Consider the following 25,174-nt stretch of genomic DNA (forward strand, 5'->3'; position numbering starts at 1 on the left):
GGATGTGCGCGTCATCGTGTCCAACCCATTGACGTGGAGGGTGTTCGACTTTACGGTCCGTTCGAAGTTACGGGCGTCATTCGAGATACCGAACATCAGGGGACCGGTGTGCCCGGTCACCGACGGACAGATGGGGCAGGGCATGGGACGACCTGGCCTGAATCGCAGGCAGCTTCTCGCCGGACTCGGCGGGTTGACGGTCGCCGGGAGCTTCGGCTTCGCGGCGCTCGGAACCGGAGCCGACGCGCTCGCCTCCGGAGCGGACACCCGCGTGCGCTACTGGAACCTCTTCAGCGGCGGCGACGGATACAACATGATCGCGATGCTGGACTCCTTCCGCGAGGAGAACCCGGGCATCGAGGTGAAGGACTCCACCCTCCAGTGGGGCAGCCCCTTCTACACCAAGCTCGCCATGGCCGCGGCGGGCAACCGCGCGCCGGACCTCGGCGTGATGCACCTGGGCCGCGTCACCGGCTTCTCGCCCGGCCGCCTCCTGGACCCCTGGGACGTCGACCTCCTCGCCAAGTACGGCGTGCGCCAGGAGGACTTCAACCCCGAGCTGTGGAAACGCGCCGTCATCGACGGCGAGCTCTACGCCCTCCCGCTCGACATCCACGTCCAGCTCTGCTTCTACCGCAAGGACGTGCTGGGGAAGGCGGGCCTGCTCGGCGCCGACGGGCGCATGGTGTCGCCCACCTCGGTGGACGAGTGGTTCGCGATGCTGAAGGAGGCCAAGGCGGCCACCAAGAAGGGCCTGCAGACCATCGGCCTGTGGCACAACGACCAGAACTTCCAGTGGTGGTTCTTCGTCGCCTTCTACACCCAGCTCGGCGGCACCTGGTTCAGCGCCGACAACACCGAGGTCACCTTCGACACCGACAAGGCCACCCAGGTCCTGGAGTTCCTGCGCCGGCACCTCACCGAGGGGTACGCCGACCCGGGCTTCGGCGGCAACGCGGGCGCCGAGCAGTTCGTCAACGGCTCCCCCTTCTGCTGGGAGGGCAACTGGTCGGTGCCGGTCTTCGACAGCGCGAAGGTCGAGTACGGGGCGGTCCCGCTGCCGCCCGTCTTCGGCAGGCGGGCCACCCACGCCGAGTCGCACTCCTTCGTGCTGCCGCACCAGTCCGGCCGCGGCGGCGCCACCAACGAGGGTGCCCACCGCCTCGCCGCCTACGTCGTCAAGCACGCCCGGCAGTGGGCGGCGGGCGGCCACATCCCCGCCTACACCCCCACCCTGACCACGGCCGCCTACCAGCGGCTCCAGCCGCAGAACGAGTACGTCACGGCGATGGACCACCAGGCCACCGAGCCCAAGGTGTGGTTCGCCGGGTCCACCGGCATCCTCGCCCAGCGCGTCGGCCCGGTCGTCGTCTCCTCGACGACCGGCTCCGCGAAGCCGGACGCCGTCGCCCGCCGGATGAAGAGCACCCTCACCGAACTGCTCGCCATGAAAAACCCGATGGACGGCAGGACCGCCGCCGAGGGAGGTGCGGTCGCATGACGACGACCAGCGCTGAGACCGTCGTCCGCCCGGCGCGCGCGAGGACCGCCGCCGACAGCGCGACCGTCCGCCGCAAGCAGGGCTTCCAGCACGGCGGCTGGTTCGTCGCCCCGTTCCTGCTGCTGTTCACGCTCTTCGTGATCTGGCCGCTGCTGCGCGGCGTCTGGCTCAGCTTCACCGACGCCAACATCTCCGGCGACGCCGCGAACTTCGTCGGCCTCGACAACTACCGCGAGGCCCTGGGCGACGCGCTGATGTGGGACGCGCTCGGCCACAGCGCGCTCTTCACGCTGCTGGTGGTGCCCTGCATCACCGTCCTCGCCTTCCTCCTGGCGGTACTCGCCCACCACATCGAGCGCGGCAAGTGGCTGTGGCGGCTCTGCTTCTTCCTGCCGTTCCTGCTGCCGTCCACCGTCGCGGGCAACCTGTGGCAGTGGCTGTTCAACCCCGGCAACGGCATGGTCAACCACGTCTTCGGCCTGGACACGCCCTGGCTGACCGACAAGTCGTACGCCATGTACGCCGTCGTCATCTGCACCCTGTGGTGGACGGTCGGCTTCAGCTTCCTGCTCTACCTCGCCGCCCTCCAGGGCATCCCCGCCCACCTGTACGAGGCCGCGCGCCTGGACGGGGCCAACGCCTGGCACCGCATGGTCCACATCACCCTGCCGATGCTGCGCAACATCACCGGCCTGGTCGTCGCGCTGCAGATCCTCGCCTCGCTCCAGGTCTTCGACCAGGCGGTGGTGATGATGGACTTCGGCACCGGTCCCGAGGACTCCACCCGCACCTTCGTGCAGTACACCCTCGAACAGGGCTTCACCAGCTACCGCGTGGGCTACGCCTCCGCGATCTCCATCATCTTCTTCGTGCTCATCGCGGCCGTCGCCCTGGGACGGATGTGGCTGCTGCGCAACCGTGAGGAGGGCGGCCGATGACCACCACCACCGCCGTACCGGCCCGCAAGGGCCCCCGCAGGTCCTGGCCGCCGAGCCAGATCGTGCTCACCCTGCTCGGCGTCGCCGTCTCCGCGGTGATGCTCTCCCCCCTCCTGTGGGCCCTGTTCACCTCGCTCAAGTCGGAGACCGAGTCCGTCGAGGTGCCCACCCACTGGCTGCCCAAGGACTGGACCGGCCAGGCGTGGTCGGCCCTCTTCGAGACCGGCAACATCACCAACTGGTTCGTGAACTCCCTGGTCGTGTCCGTGTGCGTGACCGCCGTCGTCCTCCTGGTCGGCAGCCTGGCCGGATACGGCTTCGCGCGCACCGAGTTCCGCGGCAAGGGCCCGCTCATGGGCGTGGTGATGGCGGGGCTGATGATCTCCCCGGCCGTGCTCGGCGTCCCCCTGTTCACCACCGTCCAGCAGATGGGCATGGTCGACACCTACTGGGGCATGATCCTGCCGCAGTGCGCGCCCGCCGCGATGGTCTACATCCTCTACAAGTTCTTCCAGGGCGTCCCGCGCGAACTGGAGGAGGCCGCGTTCATCGACGGCGCCGGCCGCTGGCGCGTCTTCTTCACGATCATCCTCCCGCTCTCCCGCCCCTCCCTCGCGGCGGTCGGCATCTTCACCTTCATCAGCTCCTGGAACAACTTCCTGTGGCCGTACATGGTGACCAACAACCCCGACCTGATGACCATGCCCAACGGCATCGCGACCGTCATGAACTCCTACGGCATCCAGTGGGCCCAGCTGATGGCCGGCGGCCTGATGGCGGGCCTGCCCCTGATCGTCGTCTTCGTCTTCTTCCAGCGCCAGATCGTGGCGGGTGTCGCGCACACCGGCCTCGCCGGCCAGTAACACGCCCCGAGGAGAACCGACTTGAGACGCCTGCGACTCGCGGCGCTGCTCGCCGCGGCCGTCGTCACCCTGCTCCCGTCCACCGCGACCGCGGCCGGCCACCCCGACCCGCAGCCGATCACCGGCCAGGAGATCATCCACGACCCGACCGTCATCCGCCTGAAGTCCGGCGGCTACGTGGCGTACTCCACCGGCGGGGTCATCGGCGCCCGCACCTCCACCGACCGCACGCACTGGCGGGACGCGGGCAACGCCTTCGCCGCGCCCCCGTCCTGGTGGTACGAGTACAACGACACCGGCGACCCGTGGGCGCCGGACATCAGCTACCGGGCCGGCCGCTACTGGCTCTACTACGCCGTCTCCTCCTGGGGCACCAACCACTCCGCGATCGGCGTGGCCACCTCCCCGACCGGCCTGCCCGGCACCTGGACCGACCGGGGCGAGGTCCTCACCTCCGGGACCACCGACACCTGGAACGCCATCGACCCGGCGGTGATCCGCGCCGACGGCAGGCTGTGGATGGCGTTCGGCTCGTACTGGACCGGCGCCGCATGGTCGAGCTGGACCCCCGCACCGGCAAGGCGCTCCCCGGCGCCACCGTCCACCACCTGGCCACCCGCCCCGACGAGCCCTACGCGGTGGAGGGCCCGTACATCGTCAAGCACGGCCGCTACTACTACCTCTTCGCCTCCTACGACGCCTGCTGCTCGGGCGTGGAGTCCACGTACAAGATCCGCGTCGGCCGCTCGGCCTCCGCCACCGGCCCCTACACCGACAGCACCGGCACCCCGATGCTGGAGGGCGGCGGCGACCTGCTCCTGGCGGGCCACGGCCGCTACGTCGGCACGGGCGGCCAGTCCGTCTTCGACGACCGGGGCCGCGACGTCCTGGCCTACCACTACTACGACGCCGAGGACGAGGGCACGCCCAAGCTCGGCCTGAACGCCCTGACCTGGCAGAAGGACGGCTGGCCGGTGGTCCGTTAGACACCGCCGCCTCCCCGGACCCCCAGCCCGGACCCCCCTCCCGGACCCCCTCCCCGGCCTCGCCCGGACACCACCCCTGGAAGGAAAAGATGCGCACCGCCCGCTTCACCCTCGACCCGGCCTTCACCGTCGCCGAAGTGAACCCCCGCCTCTTCGGCTCCTTCGTCGAACACCTCGGCCGCTGCGTCTACACCGGCATCTACGAGCCCGGCCACCCCACCGCCGACGAGGCCGGCCTGCGCCGCGACGTCCTGGACCTGGTCAGGGAGCTCGGCGTCACCGCCATCCGCTACCCCGGCGGCAACTTCGTCTCCGGCTACAAGTGGGAGGACTCCGTCGGTCCCGTCGAGGACCGCCCCCGCCGCCTCGACCTCGCCTGGCGCTCCACGGAGACCAACCGCTTCGGCCTCTCCGAGTACATCGCCTTCCTGAGGAAGATCGGCCCCCAGGCCGAGCCGATGATGGCCGTCAACCTCGGCACCCGCGGCGTCGCCGAGGCCCTGGAACTCCAGGAGTACGCCAACCACCCCTCCGGCACCGCCCTGTCCGACCTGCGCGTCGAGCACGGCGACAAGGACCCCTTCGGCATCAGGCTGTGGTGCCTGGGCAACGAGATGGACGGCCCCTGGCAGACCGGCCACAAGACCGCCGAGGAGTACGGCCGCGTCGCCGCCGAGACCGCCCGCGCCATGCGCCAGATCGACCCCGGCGTCGAACTGGTCGCCTGCGGCAGCAGCGGCCAGGCCATGGAGACCTTCGCCGAGTGGGAGGCGACCGTCCTCAAGGAGACCTACGACCTCGTCGACTACATCTCCCTGCACGCCTACTACGAGCCCCTCGACGGCGACGTCGACTCCTTCCTGGCCTCCGCCGTGGACATGGAGTCGTTCATCGAGAACGTCGTCGCCACCTGCGACCACGTGGGCGCCCGCCTGAAGTCCAAGAAGAAGATCAACCTCTCCTTCGACGAGTGGAACGTCTGGTACCTCTCCCGCACCGACGCCGAGGTCGCCGCCCTCGACTGGCCCGAGGCGCCCCGCCTGCTGGAGGACAACTACAGCGTCACCGACGCCGTCGTCTTCGGCTCGCTGCTCATCGCCCTGCTCCGGCACGCCGACCGGGTCACCGTCGCCTGCCTCGCCCAGCTCGTCAACGTCATCGCCCCGATCATGACCGAGCCCGGCGGCCCCGCCTGGCGGCAGACCACCTTCTTCCCCTTCGCCGCCGCCTCGAAGTACGGCCGCGGCCAGGTCCTCGACGTCCGCGTGGACTCACCGACGTACGAGACGAAGAAGTACGGCGAGGCCGACCTGCTGCACGCCACCGCCGTGCGCGCCGGGGACGGCACCGTCACCGTCTTCGCCGTCAACCGCTCCCGCACCGACGCACTCCCCCTCGACGTCGCCCTGAACGGCCTGGACCTCACCGAGGTCGTCGAGCACAGCGCCCTCGCGGACGCCGACCCCGAGGCCCGCAACACCCTCGCCGAGCCCGAGCGCGTCGTCCCGCACCCGGTGGACGGCACGGCCCTGGACGGCGGCCGGCTGACCGCCACCCTGGAGCCGCTGTCCTGGAACGTGATCCGCCTGGCCTGAGCCGCGCTCAGCGGCCGGGGGAGGACACCGCCCGAAGCGGCACGCCCCCGGCCGCGCCGCCCAGCACCGTCAGCCGCACGGCGGCGGGCCCGGCGTCCGCCGTCCCGTCGGTCAGCACCGCGAGCGCGAGGGTATTGGCGGCGCGGGGGCGCAGGATGCCGCCTGGCAGGACGAAGGTGTGCTGCGCGCCGTCCTGTCCGGGGGCGTACTGGCCGATGTTCCAGCCGTTGAGGAAGATCTGCGCGCGGCAGGCGCCGCCGCCCTCCAGGACGAGCCCGAACGAGGCGTCGACCCCGGCGGGCACGTCCGGCCGGAAACCGGTCCGGTACCAGGTCTCGCCCTGGCGCCGCCCGGTCCGCGTCGACTCCACCGGCTCCCAGCCGCGGCCGTCGGCGCCCGGCAGGTGCCAGCCCTCCCGTTCCCCGTGCAGCCCGCCGTTGTTCAGGGGCCCGCGCACGGGGTCGGGCGTGCCCGCGCCCCGGATCCGCCACGCGGCCCGCGGCGCGGCGCCGTGGAAGGAGACCGCCGTCAGCCCCCGCGCCGTCGTGCGGCCGTCGTGCGGCCCCGGCCGGACCAGGACGGCCAGCACGGCCTCCCCGTCCCGGTCCGCGAACCGCTCCCGCAGGGCCTCGGACAGCCTCAGGACCGTCCGCGCCTCGCCCTTTGCCCCGCGTCCGCCGCCCAGCGGCTCCCCGTCCAGCCAGGCCAGCACCAGCCCGTCCGGGCCGGTGCGGTGGGCCAGGGACACCGAGGTGAGCCCGGCGGGGCCGGTCAGCCGCGCCCGGTACCAGAGGTCGCCGTAGTGGCAGCCGTAGTCGTCGGCGAAGAGGACCGGCCCCCCGGCGGGCACGGGCGTCGTGCTGGACGACTTTGCGCGGTCGGCGCGGGTCCAGTCCGCGTCGTCGAAGTCCGGGTCGGACTCCGGGTTCCCCCTCCGCCGCCGCCAGCCGTCGAGCGCGGGCGGCTCCAGCGGGGGCGCGCCCGCCAGCATGCCCTCGATCGACAGGCTCCCGGCCCGGCTGACGTTCGCGCGCCGCGCGGTGCCGTTCCAGGTGACGGACGCCATCTCCCGCGGCCCCCACACCTCCAGCCCGGTCGCCCCCCGCGTGTCCCCGGTGAGGTGCGCGGTGGAGCCCTTGAGCGTCACGCCGCGCAGCAGCGCCGGGCCGTACACGAGGAAGGCCTCCGAGCCGGTCCCGTACGGCCACATCCGCAGCGAGGTCGCGTCGTCGGCGAAGAGCAGGATCAGCGTCCGGTCCGACCCGCCGCCCGCCACCGACACCCGGGCCAGGCCCCCGATCCCGAGCGGCACGCTGACGTTGAGCCGCCCGTGGTCGTACGCCCAGGCGGCCTCCGCGTCCAGCCGCATCGTCTCCGGCTCGCTCGGGCACTCCAGCACCACCTGCGCCGTCTCACCGTGCCGCCCGGCGAACACCGCGATGTCCTGACCGCCCACGTCGCCCAGGAACATCATCGGCTGCGCGGTGGAGTACACCAGCCTGCGCTCCCCGCCCATCGGCAGCCCGGTGACGAGCAGCTTGGCGTCCCGCGCCGCGACCTTCACCGGCGCCTGCACGGCGGTGCCCGGCAGGGTGGTGGTGACCTCGTCGTCGGAGTCGTTGACCAGCACGTACACCTGGGTGCCGGTGTCCGGGTTGGCCAGGTGCCGCACGCTCACCCGCCGGTCGCCCGCCCGCACCCGCGCCGCCTCCTCCAGCCGGGCGAAGTCGGGCACGTAGCGGGCCAGTTGGCCGAGCTGGTGGACCGGCGCCAGCCGGGACGTCGGTTTCCGTCCGCCGTCGAACGCGGCCCCGTCGTCGTACCGGGTGGGCAGCGCGGGCGCTCCCAGCCACCCCGGGCTGATCCCGCCGAAGGCCAGCGACCCGGCCGGCACCGCCGTCCCGGCGCCGAGCCCCGCCAGCCGCAGCCGCCGCTCCTCCTCGGGCCCCGAGGCCCGCCGCACCTGCGTGCCCCCCGCCACCAGGGGTACGTCGATCCCGTCCGCGCGCACCTTCCTGCGCACGTGCCGGGCCAGCACCCGCGCGTCGGCCGAGTCCCCCGCCTCCTCCAGCCGGTAGAGCAGGACCGTGCCCTTGCCCCGGGTGTACAGGTGCCGCCGGACGGTCGCGTCGACCCGGGTCAGCCACGCGTCGGCGTGCCGCAGGTAGGCGGCGTCGGTGGTGCGCGGCCGGGCCCCGGTCCCCGCCAGCCACCCCGGCAGACCGCCGCCGTCCACGTCCGCGCCGATGTACGGACCCGGCCGCACCACCACGTACAGACCGGCCTCGGCGGCCGTGCGCAGGAACAGGTCCAGGTCGCGGACGCCGGTGAAGTCGTAGCGGTCCGGGGCGGGGGAGTGGACGTTCCAGGCCACCGGGACCTCGACCGCGTTGTAGCCGTGCGCCCGCATCTTCTCCAGCGCGTCCCGCCACAGCGAGGGGCTCGGCAGCCGGAACGGGTGCAGCTCGCCGGGCCACAGCACCAGACGCCGGCCGTCCACCAGCAGCGAGTACCGGTCCCGGCCGACCCGGTGCCGGACCCCGTCGGCGCGGGGCCGGGGCGGCGGCGGGCCGGTGGGCACCGTCCGGCCGGCCGCGTCGGGCACCGCGCCGCTGCTCCCGCCGCCGAGCACGAGACCGAGGGCGGTGGTGCCGGCGAGGGCGCTGAAGGTACGTCTGGTCAGCTCCAAGGGGGAGCGCCTCCCATCGAGCGCCGCCGTCGGCGCGGGTTCATGCGCTGTTCATGTGCGGCCCCATTCTGTACAGCGGACCCCCCGATGGTCATATGGCCAGTTGGGAAGGGGGTCGGACAGGGGCGGGGCGGGGGCCGGGGCGGCTGCCGGGGAGAGGTGCGTCACGGAAGCGCGCCGGACTCTCAGGTGCCGCTCAGGTTGGTGCCTTACCATCATTCCCGGTATTTCCCTACCAGTCCGATGGGAATGCCGGGAAACTGTGCCACCTCAGCGAACCCGGAAAGGACGGCGGGCCGACGATGCGCACGCTGATACTGCTCGCCCTCGCGGGCCTGGGAGCCCAACTGGTCGACGGCAGCCTCGGCATGGCCTACGGGGTGACCTCGACCACCCTGCTGCTGGCGATGGGCACCAACCCGGCCGCCGCCTCCGCCACGGTCCACCTCGCCGAGATCGGCACGACCCTGATGTCCGGCGCCTCGCACTGGCGCTTCGGCAACGTCGACTGGAAGGTCGTCGCGAAGATCGGCGTCCCGGGGGCCGTCGGCTCCTTCCTCGGCGCGACGGTGCTCTCGAAGCTGTCGACCGAGGTCGCCGAGCCGGTGATGTCCCTGATCCTGCTCGGCCTCGGCCTGTACGTCATGTCCCGCTTCACCCTGCGCGGCCTGCCCAAGGACCGCCTCGGCAAGCCGCTGCGCCGGCGCTTCCTGACCCCCCTCGGCCTGGTCGCCGGCTTCCTCGACGCGACCGGCGGGGGCGGCTGGGGCCCGGTCGGCACCCCGGCCCTGCTCGCCAGCGGCCGGATGGAGCCCCGCAAGGTGATCGGCTCCATCGACACCAGCGAGTTCCTGGTCGCGATCGCCGCCAGCCTCGGCTTCCTCTTCTCCCTCGGCTCCCAGGGCATCGAGTGGACCTGGGTCGTCGCCTTCCTCCTCGGCGGCCTGGTCGCCGCGCCGATCGCCGCCTGGCTGGTCCGTATCTTCCCGCCCCGGGTCCTGGGCTCGGCGGTCGGCGGCGTCATCATCGTCACCAACGTCCGCACCCTGGTCAACAGCGACTGGGCGGGGGTGTCGGGCACGCCCGCCGTCCTCCTGTACGTCGCCCTGTACGTCCTGTGGGCGGCGGCCCTCGCCTACTCGATCCGGGCGCACCTGCGGGAGCGGGCGGAGGAGGAGCGGACGGCCGCCGGTGCGACGGCCGCCGACGTCACGGCCGCCGACGCCACGGCCGTCGACGCCACGGCTGCCGGGCCGGCCGGGCGGGTGCCGCAGCCGGTCGGCGAGTAGGCCACCGCGGCCGGGCTCAGGGAGGCCAGCCTCAGGGTTCGGGTTCAGGAAGGCGGGCCTCAGGAGGCCGGGCTCAAGGGGCCCGGCTCCGGAGGACCGGGTTCCGGAGGGCCGGGCTCAGGCCTGGGGTTCCCGCGGTGTGGCCTCGGCCTCACGCAGGCTCCGCTCCTTGAGTCCGGTGCGTGCCTCGGTGCGGTGCCCCCGGGCGATGCAGTCGCGCACCACCGCCTCGACGGCGTCCTGGGGCGAGCCGACTCCGGCCAGGACCATCACCTCCACCACCAGTTCGGCGTCGAGACTGACGTCGACCTTGGCCATGAACCGCCCCCTTCGTCGGCGCGGGACGCGAACGCCCGCGCGGCGGCGACCGGTCCGGGCGCCGGTCCCCGCCCGGAGGAGCATGTCACGGATGCGCTCACCTGGGCAGGGTGAGGATCTCCGCCCCGTCCTCCGTGATGGCGATGGTGTGCTCGCTGTGGGCCGTCCGGCAGCCCGTCGCGCTGCGGAGCGTCCACCCGTCGGCGTCGGTGACCAGCTCGGCGGTGTCCGCCATCACCCACGGCTCCAGCGCCAGCAGCAGTCCGGGGCGCAGGGGGTAGCCGCGGCCGGGCCGGCCGGTGTTGGGGACGTGCGGGTCCTGGTGCATCGTCGATCCGATGCCGTGGCCGCCGAAGTCGGTGTTGATCCGGTACCCCGCCTCCTTCAGCACCGTGCCGATGGCGTGCGAGAGGTCGCCGACGCGGGCGCCGGGCCGGGCGGCGGCGATCCCCGCGGCCAGCGCGCGTTCGGTCGCGTCGATCAGCGCGACGCTCTCCGCCGGCCTCGCCTCACCCACGACGAAGCTGATGGCGGCGTCCGCGGCGACACCGCCCAGGGAGACGGCGAGGTCGAGGGTGAGGAGGTCGCCGTCGGCCAGCGTGTAGTCGTGCGGCCGTCCGTGCAGTACGGCGTCGTTGACCGCCGTGCAGATGTAGTGCCCGAACGGGCCGCGGCCGAAGGACGGCGCGTAGTCGACGTAGCAGGACTGCGCCCCCGCCTCGACGATCATGGCCTTGGCCCACCGGTCGATGTCCAGCAGGTTCGTGCCGACCGTGCTGCGGCGCTTCAGCTCGTGCAGGATGTCGGCGACGAGTCCGCCGGTGTCTTTCGCCCGGCTCAGCAGGGTGGGGTTGAGGATCTCGATCACGCGGCGTCCTTCTGGGGGTGTCCAATAACTATACCGGCCATACTGTACCGGTATTGGAATTGTCCACCGGGTGCGGCGGCCCGGTTGAGCGATCGGACGCGGTCAGACGCGGTCGAGGCGGGCGCGGCGGGCGCGGGTGGGGCGAACCCGCCGGCCGACGGAACTGGCCGACGGGGCCGGACCCGTCGACCGGGCCCGCGACCGGGTCCGCCGGCCCGGCCGGTGGCCGGGCTCGCCGACCGGGTCGCGGCCGACCGGCCGGCCAGCCGGTCACCGCCCGCCGTACGCCCCCGCGTCGATGTCCTCCAGCAGGGTCGGCCCGGTGGGCGTCCAGCCCAGCAGTTCCTGGGTCGCGGTGCTGGTCGCGGCCCCGTTCATGCCGAAGAACGCGCCGATCCAGCCGAAGTGGCTCTGTGCCTCGGCCGGGTCGACGGAGGCGACGGGCAGGTCGTAGGCGCGGCCGATCGCCTCCGCGATGGCGCGGGTCGGGACGCCCTCCTCCGCGATGGCGTGCAGCCGGGAGCCCGCCGGCGCCTTCTCCAGGCCGAGCCGGACCATGCGGGCGGCGTCGGTCACGTGCACGGCGGCCCACCGGTTGGCACCGTCGCCCAAGTAGCCGGAGAAGCCCTTGTCCTGGGCCACCGAGGCGATGAGCGAGATGAATCCGTGGTCGCCGGTGCCGTGCACGGTGGGCGGGAAGCGCAGGCTCACGCTGTGCACGCCGCGCTCGACGTAGTCCAGGGCGAGGTTCTCCGTGCCGCCGCGCGGCGAGTCGGGGCCGTGGGCCGGGGACGGGTCGTCCTCGGTGGCGGGCCGGCCCTGCGCGAGGCCGGCGATCCCCGACGCGAGCAGGAACGGCCGGCCGCTCCCGGCGAGCGCGTCGCAGATGGTCTGTACGGCGGCCCGCTCGGCCGCCGCGGTCGCCACCGGGTCGGTGAAGTCGTGCTTGTTGGCCAGGTGGATGACGGCCTCGGCGGCCTCGGCGCCGAGCCGGATGCCGTCCAGGTCGTCGAGGTCGCCGCGGCGGACCAGGGCGCCCTTCGCCTCCAGGGCCGCGGCGGAGGCGTCCGACCTGGCCAGACCGGTGACCTCGTGACCCGTGGCGAGCAGTTCGTCGACGACGGCGGAGCCGATCCAACCGGTGGCTCCGGTGACGAAAACGCGCATGACGTGCTCCTCGTGTTCGGACATGCGGTGATGTCTGTGACTGACGTCAGTCACAGACATCACTGTACGCCGGTACGTCAGTCCCTGTCATCACCCGGCGTGCCGCCTTAGACTCACCGCATGGCGAGATGGGAACCCGGAACCGCGGAACGGCTGCAGGCCGCCGCGCTGGAGCTGTTCGCGACCCGCGGCTACGAGCGCACGACCGCCACGGAGATCGCCCAGTCCGTCGGCCTGACCGAGCGCACGTTCTTCCGGCACTTCAGCGACAAGCGCGAGGCCCTGTTCCACGGGCAGCACCTGCTGGCGCGGGCGTTCGTCGACGGCGTGCGGGAGGCGCCGCCCGACGCGTCGCCCCTCGACGCCGTCGCCCGCGCCCTGTGGTCCGCGGCGTCCTTCTTCCCGGCGGAACGCCGCCCGCACTCCCGTGCCCGCAAGGCGGTGATCGACGAGAACCCCGCGCTCGCGGAGCGCGAACTGCGCAAGATGGCCGACCTCGCCGCGGCCCTCGCCGACACCCTCCGCGCGCGCGGCGTGGACGAGCTCGCGGCCACCGTGGCGGCGCAGACGGGCGTCGCGGTCTTCGGCGTCGCGTTCGGGCGCTGGGTGCGCGACGGCGAGGAGCGGTCCTTCGAGGAGGTCGCGACGGAGGTGTACCGGGAACTGCTGTCCCTGGCCGACGGGGCGGCTCCGGCGCCGCACGGGACGCGGTGACGCCGGAGCCGCCCGCCCCTCAGCCCTGGTCGACGCCCAGGGTCAGGCTGCCGGTGTAGCCGGCCGCGGCCGAACCGGTGACGGTCATCAGGCCGGCCGCGGCGCCCCCGTTCCCGTAGATGCCGTCCTGCGCGAGCGTGGTGCGCGGCACGGTGTTGGTCGAGTACGGGGAGACGCGGGCGACCGCGGTGGTGATCGCCTCGTCGATGAAGAGCTGGCCGGTGTGCAGCTCCTCACCGCCGCTGAACGAGCCGTCCGGGGTCAGGGTGGTGTCCGTGTGCACCTTGACGTGGATGTGCACGCACCGGCCGCGGTACCAGCCGGGGTAGATGGTGCTGATGCGCGCGACGCCGTCGCTGCCGGTGAGGACGCCGCCGCGCAGGAACGTGCCGTTGTCCGGCTCCTGGTGCCCGTTGTTGCCGACGAAGCCGGAGTACTCGCCGAGCGCGTCGCAGTGCCACAGCTCCACGAGGGCCTCGTTCAGCGGAGCGCAGGTGGCGTCGTCGACGACGGTCAGGACCAGCTCCAGCGGCACGCCCGGTTTGTCCTCGGTGAGGTCGGCGCGGACGAGCGCGCCGTCGAGGTAGTACGGGCCCTCGGTCAGCTCCTTGGTGAGGGTGCAGACGGCCGCGGCGGCGACGGGGGCGGTGCGGTCGGTCCGCGCGTCCCCGGCCGTCACGGCGTCCTTGGCGTTGACGGCGCCGACGGTGAGCGCGGCGGCCGTGGCGCCGGTGCCGAGCAGGACGGTACGGCGGCGGATGTGGGGGGTGGGGGGAGTGTGGGGGTCGATGTTGTCTGTCATGAACACGGCACCCTAGGGAGATCGACTGGCAAGGAGCTGTGAGTTCGGCAAAGTGACGAGGTGTCAAGTCGCGGACCGGTCACCAGCGGACGGCCGCGCTCCGGACGCCGCCGTCCTTGCCGGGAACCGGCAAGGTGGGGCACCCGGAGTTGCCACGGCGCCGCCTTCCCCGCCGCCCCGCCGGTCCGTACGGTTCCGGGTGCCACCCGGCAGCGCGAACCGTGGGAGGACCTGTGCCGAGACAGCCCCGTACCCGGCAGGCGGCCGTGTCCGCCGCACTCGGCCTGATCCTCGTCCTGGTCTCCGTGTGGCTCTTCACCACCGTTCCCGACCGGCGGGCGGAGGAACGCGCCTACACCACCGCGTCCGCCTGCCCGGCCGGTGCCGCCGCCACCCGCGCGGACGACTGCCTCACGTACGTACCGGCCAGAGTGGAGCGCAAGGAGCACAAGGCCACCAGGGGCAGCGGCAAGGACTGGCTCCATCTCGCCGTGTCCGGCTCGGACACCGCGCGCCGGATCCGCATGGACGACGCCGGCGGCCCCGTCTACCGGTCCGTCGAGCCCGGGGACCGCGTCACGGTGACGTACTGGCGGGGCGAGATCCGCGGCGTCGGGGCCGGCGGCCTGACGGAGGCCACCCGCGCCACTCCGGTCGACGACTGGCGGACGCCGCTGGGCACCGGGCTGGCGCTGTCGTCGGTGGGCCTCATGCTCCTGTGGAACGGCTGGTGGCTCCGGTACCGTCACCGTCCCGGCACGCCCGCCGACCGGTACGTCTGGAGGGTCTCGGCGGTGTGGGTGGCCACCGTGCTGCTGGGCACGTGGGCCTTCTTCGCGAGCGCCGCGGGCAGCGGCGTGCCGGACGTGCTGCTGGCGGCGGCGTACGGGGTGTTCCCGGCGGCGGCCCTGAGCGGCCTGACGGTGTGGGCGATGCGGCGGCGCCTGCGCACGGCGGACGACACCGGCGACGTGGTCCCGGTACCACCGGCCGGACGCCGGGTGGTCCCGGCGAGCGTGTACGGCGACGTCCCCTACGCCGTGGACGGTTACGGCCTGCTGGTGGTGGGCGACGGCCGCCCGTCGGCCACCCCGGACCCCGGGGGCCGCGTCGCCCTGCGGGAACTGGCGGGGACCCTGACCGTGACGGGCGTGCGGGGCTTCCGGATCGGCGAGGACCCCGAGCACTGGTTCCAGACGTACAAGTGGAACGGCGTGGCCATCGAGTGCCGGGACGGCGACGCGCCGGTCCTCATCGCCGCGAAGCGGCGCGACGCGCCGGTGATCCTGGGGGCCCTGAACGCCACCGCCGGGGCGAGTGCGTAGCGACGCCGCCCGCGACGTCCGCCCCCCTCGGGGCGGACCGCCGTGCCGTGCCGTACCGCGTCCGACCGGACCGGACCGCCGCGGTCGGGCCGGGCGGGGCCGCGTTCTGCGACGGTGGTCACCGGAAGGAGGCACGGTGATCTCAGCGCTGAACGAACTGGTCGACCTCGTCGAGGAACACCTGGCGGAGGACGTCGACATCCACGCACTGGCCACCGGGCTCGGTACGACCGAGTACCACCTGCGCCGGATGTTCTCGTCCCTGGCCGGCCTGCCCCTGTCGGAGTACGTGCGGCGGCGCCGCATGACCGTGGCCGCCGCCGACGTGGTCCGGGGCGAGGACGACCTGCTGAGCATCGCCGTCCGGCACGGCTACGGCTCCACGGAGGCGTTCGGACGCGCGTTCCGCGCGGTCCACGGCGCCGCGCCCCGCGAGGTACGCCGCGACGGAGGGCCGCTGCGCACACAACCCCGGCTCAGGTTCCGCCTGACCGTAGAAGGGAGCATTCCCATGGACACCCGTATCACCGACCGCCCCGCGTTCCGCCTGATCGGCCACGCGGCGCGGGTCCCGCTCGTCCACCGGGGCGTCAACCCGCACATCCAGCGGCACGTCGCCGCGCTGCCCCGGCGGGAGCACGAGCGGCTGAAGGCCCTGTCCGACACCGACCCGGCCGGCCTGCTCCAGGTCAGCGACGACCTCGCCCCGGACGCCCCCGAGGGCACCGAACTGACCTACCTCCACGGGGTCGCCGTCACCGGGGACACCCCGGTCCCCGACGACCTCGACGCCATCGAGGTACCGGCCGGGCGGTGGGCGGTCTTCCGCAGTGCCGGGCCGTACCCGGCGACCCTCCAGACGACGTGGGCCGCGACCGCGGCCGAGTGGTTCCCGTCCAACCCGTGGCGCCTGCGGCCGGGCCCGTCGATCGTCGCGGTCCTCGACCGCGCGGAGGACTTCAGTACGGCGACGTGTGAGCTGTGGCTGCCGGTGGAACCGGCCGTCATGCCCGGCTGACGTCCAGATCCTGGAGGAAGACGTCCCAGGCGGTGGGGGAGAGGGTGAGGTGGGGGCCGGTCCTGTCCTTGGAGTCGCGGACGTGGACGGTGTGGGGGGTGGTGGATATCTCTACGCAGTCGCCGGAGGCGCTGGAACTGTGGCTGGACTTGCGCCAGGCGCGGGCGACTTCGACGCAGTCGTCGCCGGAAGCGCTGCTGTAGCTCGACTTGTGCCAGACGAGGGCAACCTCCACGCAGTCGCCGTCGCTGCTGCTGCTGTGACTTGACTTGTACCAGGTCAGGTCGGGAGTGCTCATCGATTCCCTCGCAATCGCCGCAGCAGGCTCATGGAGTCCGGGACGGTGAGAGCCTGTGTACGCATACTGGCATAACGCCTTTGGAGCACACTGATCACTTTCCGGTCCGTGATCAGTTGGCCGCTTTCCTGGCCTTCGTTGTACGCGAACCACACGTTCTCGGAGGTTTCCAGCAACCGCATCGGACCTTGCAGCCCAGCGTGAACCTCCTGGATCAGCGGCATGACCTGGATCTCGACGTTGCGCAGTTCGGCGATTTCCAGAATGTGGTCGATCTGCTGGCCCATCACCTCGGCTCCGCCCGTGCGCCGCAGGAACACGTACTCCTCCAGGATGAAGCTGAACGCGGTGTTCGGACGGTCCCGAAGCAGTTTCTGCCGCTCGACCCTCGCTGCCCACCGTTCCTCGATCTGAGCGTCATCCATTGGGGGCAGTTGGGCAGCGGCCAAGGCGCGGACGTATCCCTCGGTCTGCAACAGCCCGGGCACCATCCGGCACTCGTACGTGTACAGGGCGATTGCCATCCGCTCCAACTGCGCCCACCGTCGGAACCACGCCGCCAACCCCGGTTGCCGCACCAGATGCACAGCCGCCTTCCGCAGCGCACCCGTGTTGCCCGTGGCCACCTCGCCCCGCTCGACGAAGTCGACGTCCGGCATCCGTCTCCCCAACTCCACCGAAGCCACCGTGTGTTTGGAGAACCGCACCAGCGCCGCGAACTCCTCCCGGCTCAACCCCACGTGCTCGCGCAACGCCTGGACCACCGCACCGAACGTCCGCAGACTGTCCGAAGACTCATCGACCACAGTCGGCCACCTCCCGCGCCCATGGTCACGGCACGTGACGAGTACTGTCCAGCCAGTCACCGCGTACTCTCGCCCGGAGTACACGCTGCCGCCCTGGTGAAGCGGGCCTCGGGGGCGTCAGATTGGGCGCATGACCGCACCACCCGCCCGACAGGGCGTCGTCACCGTACGTGTGTTCGCTCAGCGTCTCAGTGCCACCCCGCGCGGCGCTCGCCTCGCCCGGCGGCTGGCGGGGAACCAGTTGGAGGCGTGGGGTGTCCCCTACGACTCGGACGTCTCCGAACGGGCCGCCGTGATCGTCGCGGAGCTGGCCGCCAACGCCGTCACCCACGGCCGGGTGCCCGGACGGGACTTCGAACTGCGTCTCACCCTCCGCCCGGAGGGCCTCCGTATCGAGGTGACGGACACGCACGCCGGTCCGCCGCGCCCGGCCGTACGTCCAGTTGGACCCCTCGACGAGCACGGAAGGGGGCTGGTGCTGGTCGAGGCGTTGGCGGACCACTGGGAGGTGCTGGACCGGGAGCCGCCCGCCAAGACCGTCCGTGCGGACATCGCTCGGGTGAGCGGGGTGAACCGGGGGCGCCGGGGGCACATGTGAGGGGAACGGCATCACACGTGGCCGTCGGGCCACTCGCTTCTTGGCAGTGTCGTGCTTCCACGGCCCGCGTCAAGGGCGCTGCGCGTCGCCTTCGGCGATGGGCCTGCGGCCCACCCTTGACCCGGGCCGTTCCAGCACGGGTCAGAAGCGAGCGAGCGGCCTGGGGAGCGGGTGCCCAGGCCCAACGGGCCCTCGGGTTTCCTTCCGTGTCCCCGGTGTCGCGGTCGCGCGCTCGCGCCTCGCATGCACGCCGGGTCGTCTCGGCGGCCAACGGCAGGGGGGGCAGGGGGCAGGGGGGGACGTACCTCCTCCCGGAAATGGATGACACTTCGGCCCGAAGTGTCATCCATTTCCGGGAGAGGGGTCGGGCTCGGCGGCCTGGTTCCAGGTGGCCGGGCGGGTCAGGAGTACGCCCTCGCGGGTCCGGGCGTCCGGGGCCGGGCCGAGGGTCCAGCCGTGGGCGGGCGCGATCTCCAGCAGGTGGCGTACGCCGACGCACCGGTACAGGTAGGCCCTGATGAGCAACGTGCGCTGCCTGCCGGCCCGGTGCTTGCGGAAGTACCTGTCCAGGCGGTCCCGGTGGAAGGCGGGGTCGTCCTCGTGCCGCAGCTCACTCCACGTCGTCCACCAGCGGGGACGCAGGGGGAAGAGGCCGAAGAAGCGGTCCAGCGCGCTGGTCGCCCGGCGCTCGACGAAGGGCAGGACCGCGCAGACGAACTCCAGCACCAGGCCGGTGGCCGGCACGAGGGCCAACAGGGCCAGGCACAGCGCCACGTGGAACGGGAAGTGCAGCAGGGTCAGGGCGAAGCGCAGCCGCCGGTCCGCCCTCCCGCGCGGCGGGCCGGGCTCCCACAGGTCACGGAGGGCCGGAGGCGGGACCGGGGGCGGGACGGGGGGCGGGTGCTGCGGAGACGGTGATCGCACCAGGTCACCCAACCACCGGTGCCCGGACATGACAACAGCCCTCTTCATGGGTGTCTCACAGGAACAACTCACGGAAAAATAAGGTCGGTCAGGAAGCATGGCGCCCATGCACGCACACAGACCACGCACCCCCCAGACCGAGCGCACCCGCCGCTGGTTCATGAACCGGTCGCTGCTGCTCGGCGGCGCCGCTGCCGTGGCGACCATGACCGGCGTGGCCGGCTGCTCCACCGACTCCTCCAGCACGTCGGCCACCGCCTCCAGCGGGGCCCCGAGCGGTGGCCCCGGCGGTGACGCCGGCGGTATGGGACCGGGTGTCACAGCGGTGAAGTACGCCGATTTCGTCGGTGTCACCACCGACGGCAAGGTCGTCGACGACCTCTACTCGATCCACTCCACCGACGTCTCCACCGACAAGGTGGTCCAGGCCGCGCAGAAGTTCCTGGACGGGCTGACCGCCAAGGAGCGCAAGGCGTCCGTCTTCGAGGTGGACGACGACGAGTGGCTGGCCTGGAGCAACGTCGACGGCTACGAGCGCGAGGGCGCCCGCATGGGCGACCTGACCGAGGCGCAGCAGAAGCTCGGTTACGCCCTGCTGGGCGCCGCCCTCTCCGCCGACGGGCTCAAGCAGACCCGCGGCATCATGAAGCTCAACGGCTTCCTCGGCGAGTACAACGGCGGCAACCGGGAGACCCTGGAGGAGGGCGCCTACTTCTTCACCTTCATGGGCACCCCCTCGACCACCAAGCCGTGGGGCTTCCAGTTCGAGGGCCACCACGTGGCCATCAACTACTTCGTCCTGGGCGACCAAGTCGTCATGACCCCGACCTTCATGGGCTCGGAGCCGACCGAGAAGACGTACAAGGGCGAGAAGATCTCCCTGTTCAAGTCGGAGACCAAGGCCGGTCTCGCGATGATCCGCTCGCTGACGTCGGCCCAGCGGGCCAAGGTCATCGACTCCACCAAGGAGAAGAGCGGCACCGACATGGTCGCGGGCGCCGGCGCCGACAACCTGGAGCTGCCCTACGCGGGCCTGCCCGGGTCGAAGATGACCGACGCGCAGAAGCAGAAGCTGCTCGACCTGGTCGGCGTCTACGTCGGCTACATGGACGAGGGGCACGCCGCGGTGAAGATGAAGGAGGTGGAGGAGCACATCGACGAGACCTACTTCTACTGGCTCGGCGAGACCGAGGACTCCTCCGCGTTCTACTACCGCGTGCACAGCCCGGTCGTCCTGATCGAGTACGACGCCCAGTCCGCGCTGTTCTACGGCAACGACTCGGCGACGGGCGGCGGCATGCCGAGCGGTCAGCCGAGCGGGATGCCGAGCGGTCAGCCGTCCGGGATGCCGAGTGGCGGGCCCGGCGGCGGCGGTATGGGCATGGGCGGCGGCACCCCCACCCAGGAGCACATCCACACCATGATCCGCACCCCCAACGGCAACGACTACGGCGTGGACCTCCTCAAGCTGCACCTGGAGACGGATCACTGACGGCCGTCACCGCCTCACTCCTGACCGGGACCGTCCCCCCGGCGACGGGCCAGGAGTGAGGCGCCGGCGACCACACAGCCGATGGCGACGACCCGGCCGGCCCCGTAGTAGCTCGCCCAGTCCTCGTCGAAGGACTTCCCGGACAGCACCAGCCACAGCAGCAGGGCCGCTCCGACAGCGAGGACGACCACTCCGCCCGCCGGCCGGAGCCCGGCCCACCAGGATCGTCGGTTCATCCGTCCCTGTCTCCTTCGGCCGGCCGGTGGTGCGATCACCGGTGAGGACGCCGTCCGGCGCCGCCGGGTTCCGGGGCGGAAGGGGCTGCGCGAACCATTGACGCGCAAGGGGTTCGATTCTACGGTCCGTTCGAACTTGCGATCGCTGTTCGGCATCTCGGACATGTGGCCGAGCGTGCCCCGAACGTCCCCCCATCCGCAAGGAGAACCCGTATGAGCCGCAAGCGCACCGCTCTCCTCGCCCTCCCCGTCGCCGCCCTGCTCGCCCTCGTACCGGGCACGGCGTCGGCGTACCCGAACCCGGGGTACGTCACCGGCTCCGTCGTCACCCACGACCCGACGATGATCCGCACCTCGTCCGGGCAGTACCTGCTCTACGCCACCGGCGGCGGCATCGCCAGCAAGACCTCCGCCGACCGCACCGCCTTCAGCGCGGGCGCCGACGCGTTCTCCTCCAAGCCGGGCTGGTGGTCGACGTACTCCTCGGTTCCGGAGTCCTGGGCGCCGGACATCTCGTACCACGGCGGGAAGTACCTGATGTACTACTCCGTCTCGAAGTTCGGCGTGAACACCTCCGCCATCGGACTGGCGGGCTCCACCACCGGACAGCCGGGCAGCTGGACCGACTACGGCATCGTCTACACGTCGAGCAGCTCCAGCGACTACAACGCCATCGACCCGAACCTCTTCGTCGACGACGACGGCACGTGGTGGCTGTCGTTCGGCAGTTGGTGGACGGGGATCAAGATGATCCAGATCAACCCGTCCACCGGCAAGCAGCTCGCCGGCAACACCACGCGGTACTCGCTGGCCTCCCGCCCCACCGGGACGAAGGCCGTCGAGGCGCCGTACATCGTCAAGCGGAACGGGTACTACTACCTCTTCGCCTCGTACGACACCTGCTGCGCCGGCACCAGCTCCACGTACAAGGTCAAGGTCGGCCGCGCCACCTCCGTCACCGGGCCGTACTACGACAAGAACGGGGTGTCGATGATGAACAACGGCGGCACGCCGGTGCTGGAGTCGCACGGCAGCGTCATCGGCCCCGGCGGGCAGTCGATCATGAACGACGTCGATGGCGACCTGATCGTCTACCACTACTACGACGGCAACGACAGCGGCACCCCGAAGCTCGGCATCAACCTGCTGAACTGGAGCAGCGGCTGGCCCGTCGCCTACTGACCGCCACCTCGCAAACCCCGCTGGCCGGGAGGCGCGGCGGGGTCCGCGTGGGCCTGTCCTCCCTCTCCCGCCGTCGCCCGCAGGGCAGACGGGAGAGGGAGGACAGGACCTGGGCCGGACGGCCGGTCACAGGCGCCGCAGGTTCACCACCTGGCCGCTGGTCAGGCCGAGCCAGATCGCGGGGGCGCCGGCCAGCCGCGGGTTGTCGTAGCGGGCCGGGAGGTCCCCGCCGGGGTTGACCGTGACGATGACGCGCTCCAGCCGCCACGTCTCGTCCGGCTTGTCCGACGGCGGCGCGTAGCGCAGGTAGGCCGGGTAGCGGTCCAGGTCGTCGGTGTCCAGCTGGGGATTGCGGGGGTCGTTGCGCTCGGGGTGGTAGACGTTGGCGCCGTCCCCCAGCACGTAGGTGACGTCGGTGCCGGGCTCCCACTCGTCGCGGCTGGAGTCCAGGGAGAACTCCCGGCCGGCGACGTTGACGAAGACCCAGCCCCGCACCCCTGACGGGCTGTCGCCCGCCGTGACGATCCGTACGTCGATCCGCTCGATGGCCGCCATGCCGTTCCCTTCGGTGGAGGTGCCCTCCGCGTCGGCGGGGGCACCCCATCGCTACCCTCCGGGGTCGGTCGGACGCGCCGGGCGCCGGTGAGTCGGGGGTGTGCGGCGGCACTCGGGGGGTGGTCGGCGGCCCGTCCGCGATCCGGAGCGGGAAACGGGTGTCACCCTGTCCGGCCCACGCCCGCCGCGTCCGGCCAGCGCTGCGCCCCCGGCCAGCCCGTCGCCGGGGCCGCCGCCAGCCCGTCGGTGCCCCGCACCTGGGCGGCGGTGAGCCCGCCGCGCGCGGGGACGCCGGGCGGGGTGGGGCCGGCGGGCGCGGCCACGGCGGCCGGCATCTGCGGCTGAGGGGCCGGCGTCCGCGCCGGCTGCGGTATCTGCTGCGGTGCCGGCTGAGTGATCGGCTGCGGCGTCGGCTGAGTGATCGGCTGTGGGATCTGCTGCGGTATCTGCTGCGGTGCCGCCGGCATCGGCATCGGCATCGGCATCGCGGCCCCCACGGCCTGCGCGGCCAGCCCCCGCGTTCCGCCGCCGTTGGTCTCGCCCACCAGCCGGTCCACCGCCGCCGTGCCCGAGCTGTAGCCGCTCCCCGTGGCCTGCTCGGGCCCGGCGGCTCCCCTCCTGGTCCCGTAGAGCACCTGTTCCAGGCCGGACACCAGGCGGCGTACGTCGGTCTGGGGGCGCACCACGAGCCGCAGGAAGCGGCTGGAGGAACCGATCTTGTTGCCGCACTCGCGGACCAGCACCCGGTGCTCGGTCAGCAGCCGGTCCCGGACCACGGTGCCCTCGGCGCCGACGGGGAGGCGGACGAAGAGGAAGTTGCCCTGGGAGGGGTAGACCGTCAGACCGGGGAGGGAGGAGAGCCGGCTGGACATCTCCAGGCGGTCGCGGCGCACCTCGTGCAGGCTCCGCGCGTACTCCGCGCCGTGGTCGCGCAGCATGAAGACGACGTGCTCGGCGAAGGAGTTGAGGTTCCACTTGGGCAGCATGGAGCGGACCTTGCCCGCCAGCGCCGGGTTGGCGACCAGGTAGCCGAAGCGGATGCCGTGCAGGCCGAAGTTCTTGCCGAGGCTGCGCAGCACGATGACGTTGGGGCGGAGCATCGCCTCCTGGACCACGCTCGGCTCGGCCTCCGCGTCGGCGAACTCCAGGAAGGACTCGTCGATCACCACCAGGTCCAGGTCGGCCATCGCGTCCATGAACTGCACGAGCGCGTGCTTGTGCAGGAAGCCCCCGTCGGGGTTGTTGGGGTTGCAGATGACGGCGACCCGGGTGCCCCGGGCCCGGATGAACTCGGCGTACTGCGCGAGGTCCAGGGCGAAGCCGCCGGACTCCTGGAGCGGGAACATGTCGACCCGCTTGCCGGTCTCCATCGGCTGGTCGGTCCAGCGGCCGAAGGTGGGGACGGGGACGGCCAGCGACTCCCGCACCAGCAGGTGGTCGATCCAGGTGATCAGCTCCGTGGAGCCGTTGCCCATCGCCACGCACTGCGGCGGCAGTTGCAGCAGCCCGCACAGCTCGGCGGTGATGGTGTCGGCGCCGCTCGGGTAGTACGTGATGATGTCCCGCAGCCGCCCCGCCATCTCCTGGAACATCTCCGGGGTGGGGAAGTACGGGTTGCAGGGGATGCAGAAGTCCACGGGCCCCGCGCCGTCGCCGCCCTCCCGGGTCAGCGCCGCCATCGACGGGCTGTGCGCCGAGGCGCTGCGGAACAGCGAGGTGACGTTGCCGGCCAAGGGAACCTCCGTAGCGGGAACGGCCCGCGGGGGAGCGCGGGCCGCCCATGAGTACGGATCCGCCCGGGCCGGCGTTCACCTCATGTGAGGAAAGTGTGACGGCGGTGGCTCAGGAGTCGAACGAGTGGACGGTCGTCGTCCGGTAGGTCTCGCCGGGCCGCAGCACGGTCGACGGGAAGGCCGGCTGGTTCGGCGAGTCCGGGAAGTGCTGGGTCTCCAGGCACAGCGCGTCGCCCTGCCGGTAGAGCCGGCCGCCGGTGCCGGTGAGGGTGCCGTCGAGGAAGTTGCCCGAGTAGAACTGGAGGCCGGGCTGGTCGGTGGCGATCCTCAGGGTGCGGCCGGAGGACGGGTCGCGCAGGGTGGCGATGTGTTCGGGGCGGGCGGTGACGCCCTTGTCGAGGACCCAGTTGTGGTCGAAGCCCTTGGCGAGGACCAGCTGCGGGTGGGCGGCGCGGATGTCGCGGCCGATCGGCTTGGCGCGGCGGAAGTCGAAGGGGGTGCCGGCCGTCTTCGCCAGTTCGCCCGTCGGGATCAGGCCCGCGTCGGTGGGGGTGAAGCGGGACGCGGCGATCGACAGCTCGTGGTCCTCGACGGTGCCGCTGCCCTCGCCGGCCAGGTTCCAGTAGACGTGGCTGGTGAGGTTGACGACGGTGGCCTTGTCGGTGGTGGCCTCGTAGTCGATGCGCCAGTCGCCGGAGCGGGTGAGGGTGTAGGTGACCGTGGCGTCGAGGGTGCCGGGGTAGCCCATCTCGCCGTCGACGCTGGTGTAGCGCAGGACCAGGCCGACGTCGGAGCCCGAGGCGTACGGCTCCACGTCCCACACCCGGTAGTCGAAGCCGAGGGCGCCGCCGTGCAGGGAGTTCTCGCCGTCGTTGACGGAGAGCTGATACGTGGTGCCGTCCAGGGTGAAGCGGCCCTTGGCGATGCGGTTGCCGTAGCGGCCGATCAGGGCGCCGAAGTGCGGGCTGCGGGCCACGTAGTCGTCGAGGTCGTCGAAGCCCAGGGAGACGTTCGCGTACCGGCCCCGGCGGTCGGGGAGCTCCAGGGACTGCACCACACCGCCGTACGACAGCACCTTCATCCGCGTGCCGCCGTTCTCCAGCGACCAGCGGTACACCTCCGTGCCGTCGGCGAGCGTGCCGAAGAGTTCCTTCACCGGCTTCCTGCCTCCCCCTGCTGCGTGTGCCGTGCCGCCGATCGCGGTGGCGGCGAGGCCCGCCGCGGCGGCGCCTGCGATGACCGTGCGTCTGCTCAGTTCCATGCGGCTCTCCTGAAAG

23 protein-coding genes and 1 pseudogene are annotated in these 25,174 nt (G+C 72.1%); 12 read left to right on the forward strand and 12 right to left on the reverse strand.

Annotated features, from left to right (window positions below):
- Positions 1–142: 142 nt before the first annotated feature.
- The 5 genes and pseudogenes from ACY1JF_RS15305 (at position 143) to arfA (ending at position 5,883) form a co-directional block, all read left to right on the forward strand.
- A complete protein-coding gene (locus ACY1JF_RS15305) occupies positions 143–1,501 on the forward strand; it encodes an extracellular solute-binding protein (RefSeq protein ID WP_462705666.1) in 1,359 nt (452 codons plus the stop codon).
- Positions 1,498–2,439 (forward strand): carbohydrate ABC transporter permease, encoded by a 942-nt coding sequence (locus tag ACY1JF_RS15310; RefSeq protein ID WP_462705667.1) that lies wholly within the window; start codon positions 1,498–1,500, stop codon positions 2,437–2,439. Before ACY1JF_RS15305 ends, ACY1JF_RS15310 begins: the two co-directional genes overlap by 4 nt.
- Complete coding sequence (locus tag ACY1JF_RS15315) at positions 2,436–3,302, forward strand: carbohydrate ABC transporter permease (protein ID WP_462705668.1); 867 nt, start codon at positions 2,436–2,438, stop codon at positions 3,300–3,302. The genes ACY1JF_RS15310 and ACY1JF_RS15315 overlap by 4 nt, the downstream gene beginning before the upstream one ends.
- A gap of 21 nt (positions 3,303–3,323) precedes the next feature.
- Positions 3,324–4,288 (forward strand): annotated as a pseudogene (locus tag ACY1JF_RS15320) (arabinan endo-1,5-alpha-L-arabinosidase).
- Positions 4,289–4,377: 89 nt separating this feature from the next.
- The gene (arfA, locus tag ACY1JF_RS15325) at positions 4,378–5,883 is read left to right on the forward strand and encodes an arabinosylfuranosidase ArfA (RefSeq protein ID WP_462705669.1); all 1,506 of its coding nucleotides are present in this window, start codon (positions 4,378–4,380) and stop codon (positions 5,881–5,883) included.
- A gap of 7 nt (positions 5,884–5,890) precedes the next feature.
- On the opposite strand, the gene ACY1JF_RS15330 is transcribed toward arfA, so the two are convergent.
- Entirely contained in the window at positions 5,891–8,572 is a 2,682-nt protein-coding gene (locus tag ACY1JF_RS15330; RefSeq protein WP_462705670.1) for a beta-galactosidase, read from the reverse strand.
- 302 nt (positions 8,573–8,874) lie between these two features.
- On the opposite strand from ACY1JF_RS15330, the gene ACY1JF_RS15335 reads away from it, so the two are divergent.
- On the forward strand, positions 8,875–9,861 hold the full coding sequence (locus ACY1JF_RS15335) for a sulfite exporter TauE/SafE family protein (protein WP_462705671.1): 987 nt from the start codon (positions 8,875–8,877) through the stop codon (positions 9,859–9,861).
- Positions 9,862–9,978: 117 nt separating this feature from the next.
- On the opposite strand, the gene ACY1JF_RS15340 is transcribed toward ACY1JF_RS15335, so the two are convergent.
- From ACY1JF_RS15340 to ACY1JF_RS15350, 3 genes are all read right to left on the reverse strand, one after another.
- A complete protein-coding gene (locus tag ACY1JF_RS15340; protein WP_462705672.1) occupies positions 9,979–10,179 on the reverse strand; it encodes a DUF2191 domain-containing protein in 201 nt (66 codons plus the stop codon).
- A 97-nt stretch (positions 10,180–10,276) separates the two neighbouring features.
- Positions 10,277–11,047 carry a type I methionyl aminopeptidase gene (map, locus tag ACY1JF_RS15345; protein WP_462705673.1) on the reverse strand — a complete coding sequence of 257 codons (771 nt, stop codon included), beginning with the start codon at positions 11,045–11,047 and terminating at the stop codon, positions 10,277–10,279.
- A gap of 270 nt (positions 11,048–11,317) precedes the next feature.
- The gene (locus ACY1JF_RS15350; protein WP_462705748.1) at positions 11,318–12,214 is read right to left on the reverse strand and encodes an SDR family oxidoreductase; all 897 of its coding nucleotides are present in this window, start codon (positions 12,212–12,214) and stop codon (positions 11,318–11,320) included.
- A 120-nt stretch (positions 12,215–12,334) separates the two neighbouring features.
- On the opposite strand from ACY1JF_RS15350, the gene ACY1JF_RS15355 reads away from it, so the two are divergent.
- Positions 12,335–12,928, forward strand: a complete 594-nt coding sequence (locus tag ACY1JF_RS15355) for a TetR/AcrR family transcriptional regulator (RefSeq protein ID WP_462705674.1) — start codon at positions 12,335–12,337, stop codon at positions 12,926–12,928.
- A gap of 19 nt (positions 12,929–12,947) precedes the next feature.
- On the opposite strand, the gene ACY1JF_RS15360 is transcribed toward ACY1JF_RS15355, so the two are convergent.
- Positions 12,948–13,730 (reverse strand): intradiol ring-cleavage dioxygenase, encoded by a 783-nt coding sequence (locus tag ACY1JF_RS15360; protein WP_462705675.1) that lies wholly within the window; start codon positions 13,728–13,730, stop codon positions 12,948–12,950.
- Positions 13,731–13,996: 266 nt separating this feature from the next.
- Here ACY1JF_RS15360 and ACY1JF_RS15365 point away from each other — a divergent pair, with 266 nt between their 5' ends.
- Both ACY1JF_RS15365 and ACY1JF_RS15370 read left to right on the forward strand, forming a co-directional pair.
- Positions 13,997–15,055: a hypothetical protein gene (locus ACY1JF_RS15365; protein ID WP_462705676.1), complete on the forward strand. Its 1,059-nt coding sequence runs from the start codon at positions 13,997–13,999 to the stop codon at positions 15,053–15,055.
- A gap of 136 nt (positions 15,056–15,191) precedes the next feature.
- Positions 15,192–16,073 (forward strand): AraC family transcriptional regulator, encoded by an 882-nt coding sequence (locus tag ACY1JF_RS15370; RefSeq protein WP_462705677.1) that lies wholly within the window; start codon positions 15,192–15,194, stop codon positions 16,071–16,073.
- On the opposite strand, the gene ACY1JF_RS15375 is transcribed toward ACY1JF_RS15370, so the two are convergent.
- Positions 16,060–16,371, reverse strand: a complete 312-nt coding sequence (locus ACY1JF_RS15375; protein ID WP_462705678.1) for a DUF397 domain-containing protein — start codon at positions 16,369–16,371, stop codon at positions 16,060–16,062. The genes ACY1JF_RS15370 and ACY1JF_RS15375 overlap by 14 nt on opposite strands.
- Entirely contained in the window at positions 16,368–17,177 is an 810-nt protein-coding gene (locus tag ACY1JF_RS15380; RefSeq protein WP_462705679.1) for a helix-turn-helix domain-containing protein, read from the reverse strand. Before ACY1JF_RS15380 ends, ACY1JF_RS15375 begins: the two co-directional genes overlap by 4 nt.
- A gap of 130 nt (positions 17,178–17,307) precedes the next feature.
- Here ACY1JF_RS15380 and ACY1JF_RS15385 point away from each other — a divergent pair, with 130 nt between their 5' ends.
- Positions 17,308–17,775 carry an ATP-binding protein gene (locus ACY1JF_RS15385; protein WP_462705680.1) on the forward strand — a complete coding sequence of 156 codons (468 nt, stop codon included), beginning with the start codon at positions 17,308–17,310 and terminating at the stop codon, positions 17,773–17,775.
- Positions 17,776–18,117: 342 nt separating this feature from the next.
- Here ACY1JF_RS15385 and ACY1JF_RS15390 read toward each other — a convergent pair whose 3' ends face one another.
- Complete coding sequence (locus ACY1JF_RS15390) at positions 18,118–18,699, reverse strand: hypothetical protein (protein ID WP_462705681.1); 582 nt, start codon at positions 18,697–18,699, stop codon at positions 18,118–18,120.
- Positions 18,700–18,805: 106 nt separating this feature from the next.
- On the opposite strand from ACY1JF_RS15390, the gene ACY1JF_RS15395 reads away from it, so the two are divergent.
- A complete protein-coding gene (locus tag ACY1JF_RS15395; protein ID WP_462705682.1) occupies positions 18,806–20,191 on the forward strand; it encodes a DUF3500 domain-containing protein in 1,386 nt (461 codons plus the stop codon).
- A gap of 14 nt (positions 20,192–20,205) precedes the next feature.
- On the opposite strand, the gene ACY1JF_RS15400 is transcribed toward ACY1JF_RS15395, so the two are convergent.
- Positions 20,206–20,427, reverse strand: a complete 222-nt coding sequence (locus ACY1JF_RS15400; protein ID WP_462705683.1) for a hypothetical protein — start codon at positions 20,425–20,427, stop codon at positions 20,206–20,208.
- 213 nt (positions 20,428–20,640) lie between these two features.
- Here ACY1JF_RS15400 and ACY1JF_RS15405 point away from each other — a divergent pair, with 213 nt between their 5' ends.
- Complete coding sequence (locus tag ACY1JF_RS15405) at positions 20,641–21,609, forward strand: arabinan endo-1,5-alpha-L-arabinosidase (RefSeq protein WP_462705684.1); 969 nt, start codon at positions 20,641–20,643, stop codon at positions 21,607–21,609.
- A 126-nt stretch (positions 21,610–21,735) separates the two neighbouring features.
- Here ACY1JF_RS15405 and ACY1JF_RS15410 read toward each other — a convergent pair whose 3' ends face one another.
- The 3 genes from ACY1JF_RS15410 to ACY1JF_RS15420 form a co-directional block, all read right to left on the reverse strand.
- Entirely contained in the window at positions 21,736–22,164 is a 429-nt protein-coding gene (locus tag ACY1JF_RS15410; protein WP_462705685.1) for a hypothetical protein, read from the reverse strand.
- 161 nt (positions 22,165–22,325) lie between these two features.
- Complete coding sequence (locus tag ACY1JF_RS15415; RefSeq protein WP_462705686.1) at positions 22,326–23,897, reverse strand: pyridoxal phosphate-dependent aminotransferase; 1,572 nt, start codon at positions 23,895–23,897, stop codon at positions 22,326–22,328.
- Positions 23,898–24,006: 109 nt separating this feature from the next.
- On the reverse strand, positions 24,007–25,158 hold the full coding sequence (locus tag ACY1JF_RS15420) for an aldose epimerase family protein (protein ID WP_462705687.1): 1,152 nt from the start codon (positions 25,156–25,158) through the stop codon (positions 24,007–24,009).
- Positions 25,159–25,174 lie beyond the last annotated feature (16 nt).

It is taken from the genome of Streptomyces sp. SYSU D01066-1, assembly GCF_054956795.1.

Coding starts and splice junctions, on each gene's coding strand:
- ACY1JF_RS15420 (WP_462705687.1), bottom strand. CDS start 25,158: ATGGAACTGAGCAGACGCACGGTCATCGCAGGCGCCGCCGCGGCGGGC.
- arfA (WP_462705669.1), top strand. CDS start 4,378: ATGCGCACCGCCCGCTTCACCCTCGACCCGGCCTTCACCGTCGCCGAA.
- ACY1JF_RS15400 (WP_462705683.1), bottom strand. CDS start 20,427: ATGAACCGACGATCCTGGTGGGCCGGGCTCCGGCCGGCGGGCGGAGTG.
- ACY1JF_RS15410 (WP_462705685.1), bottom strand. CDS start 22,164: ATGGCGGCCATCGAGCGGATCGACGTACGGATCGTCACGGCGGGCGAC.
- ACY1JF_RS15335 (WP_462705671.1), top strand. CDS start 8,875: ATGCGCACGCTGATACTGCTCGCCCTCGCGGGCCTGGGAGCCCAACTG.
- ACY1JF_RS15350 (WP_462705748.1), bottom strand. CDS start 12,214: ATGCGCGTTTTCGTCACCGGAGCCACCGGTTGGATCGGCTCCGCCGTC.
- ACY1JF_RS15315 (WP_462705668.1), top strand. CDS start 2,436: ATGACCACCACCACCGCCGTACCGGCCCGCAAGGGCCCCCGCAGGTCC.
- ACY1JF_RS15375 (WP_462705678.1), bottom strand. CDS start 16,371: ATGAGCACTCCCGACCTGACCTGGTACAAGTCAAGTCACAGCAGCAGC.
- ACY1JF_RS15405 (WP_462705684.1), top strand. CDS start 20,641: ATGAGCCGCAAGCGCACCGCTCTCCTCGCCCTCCCCGTCGCCGCCCTG.
- ACY1JF_RS15395 (WP_462705682.1), top strand. CDS start 18,806: ATGCACGCACACAGACCACGCACCCCCCAGACCGAGCGCACCCGCCGC.
- ACY1JF_RS15385 (WP_462705680.1), top strand. CDS start 17,308: ATGACCGCACCACCCGCCCGACAGGGCGTCGTCACCGTACGTGTGTTC.
- ACY1JF_RS15360 (WP_462705675.1), bottom strand. CDS start 13,730: ATGACAGACAACATCGACCCCCACACTCCCCCCACCCCCCACATCCGC.
- ACY1JF_RS15355 (WP_462705674.1), top strand. CDS start 12,335: ATGGCGAGATGGGAACCCGGAACCGCGGAACGGCTGCAGGCCGCCGCG.
- ACY1JF_RS15340 (WP_462705672.1), bottom strand. CDS start 10,179: ATGGCCAAGGTCGACGTCAGTCTCGACGCCGAACTGGTGGTGGAGGTG.
- ACY1JF_RS15305 (WP_462705666.1), top strand. CDS start 143: ATGGGACGACCTGGCCTGAATCGCAGGCAGCTTCTCGCCGGACTCGGC.
- ACY1JF_RS15310 (WP_462705667.1), top strand. CDS start 1,498: ATGACGACGACCAGCGCTGAGACCGTCGTCCGCCCGGCGCGCGCGAGG.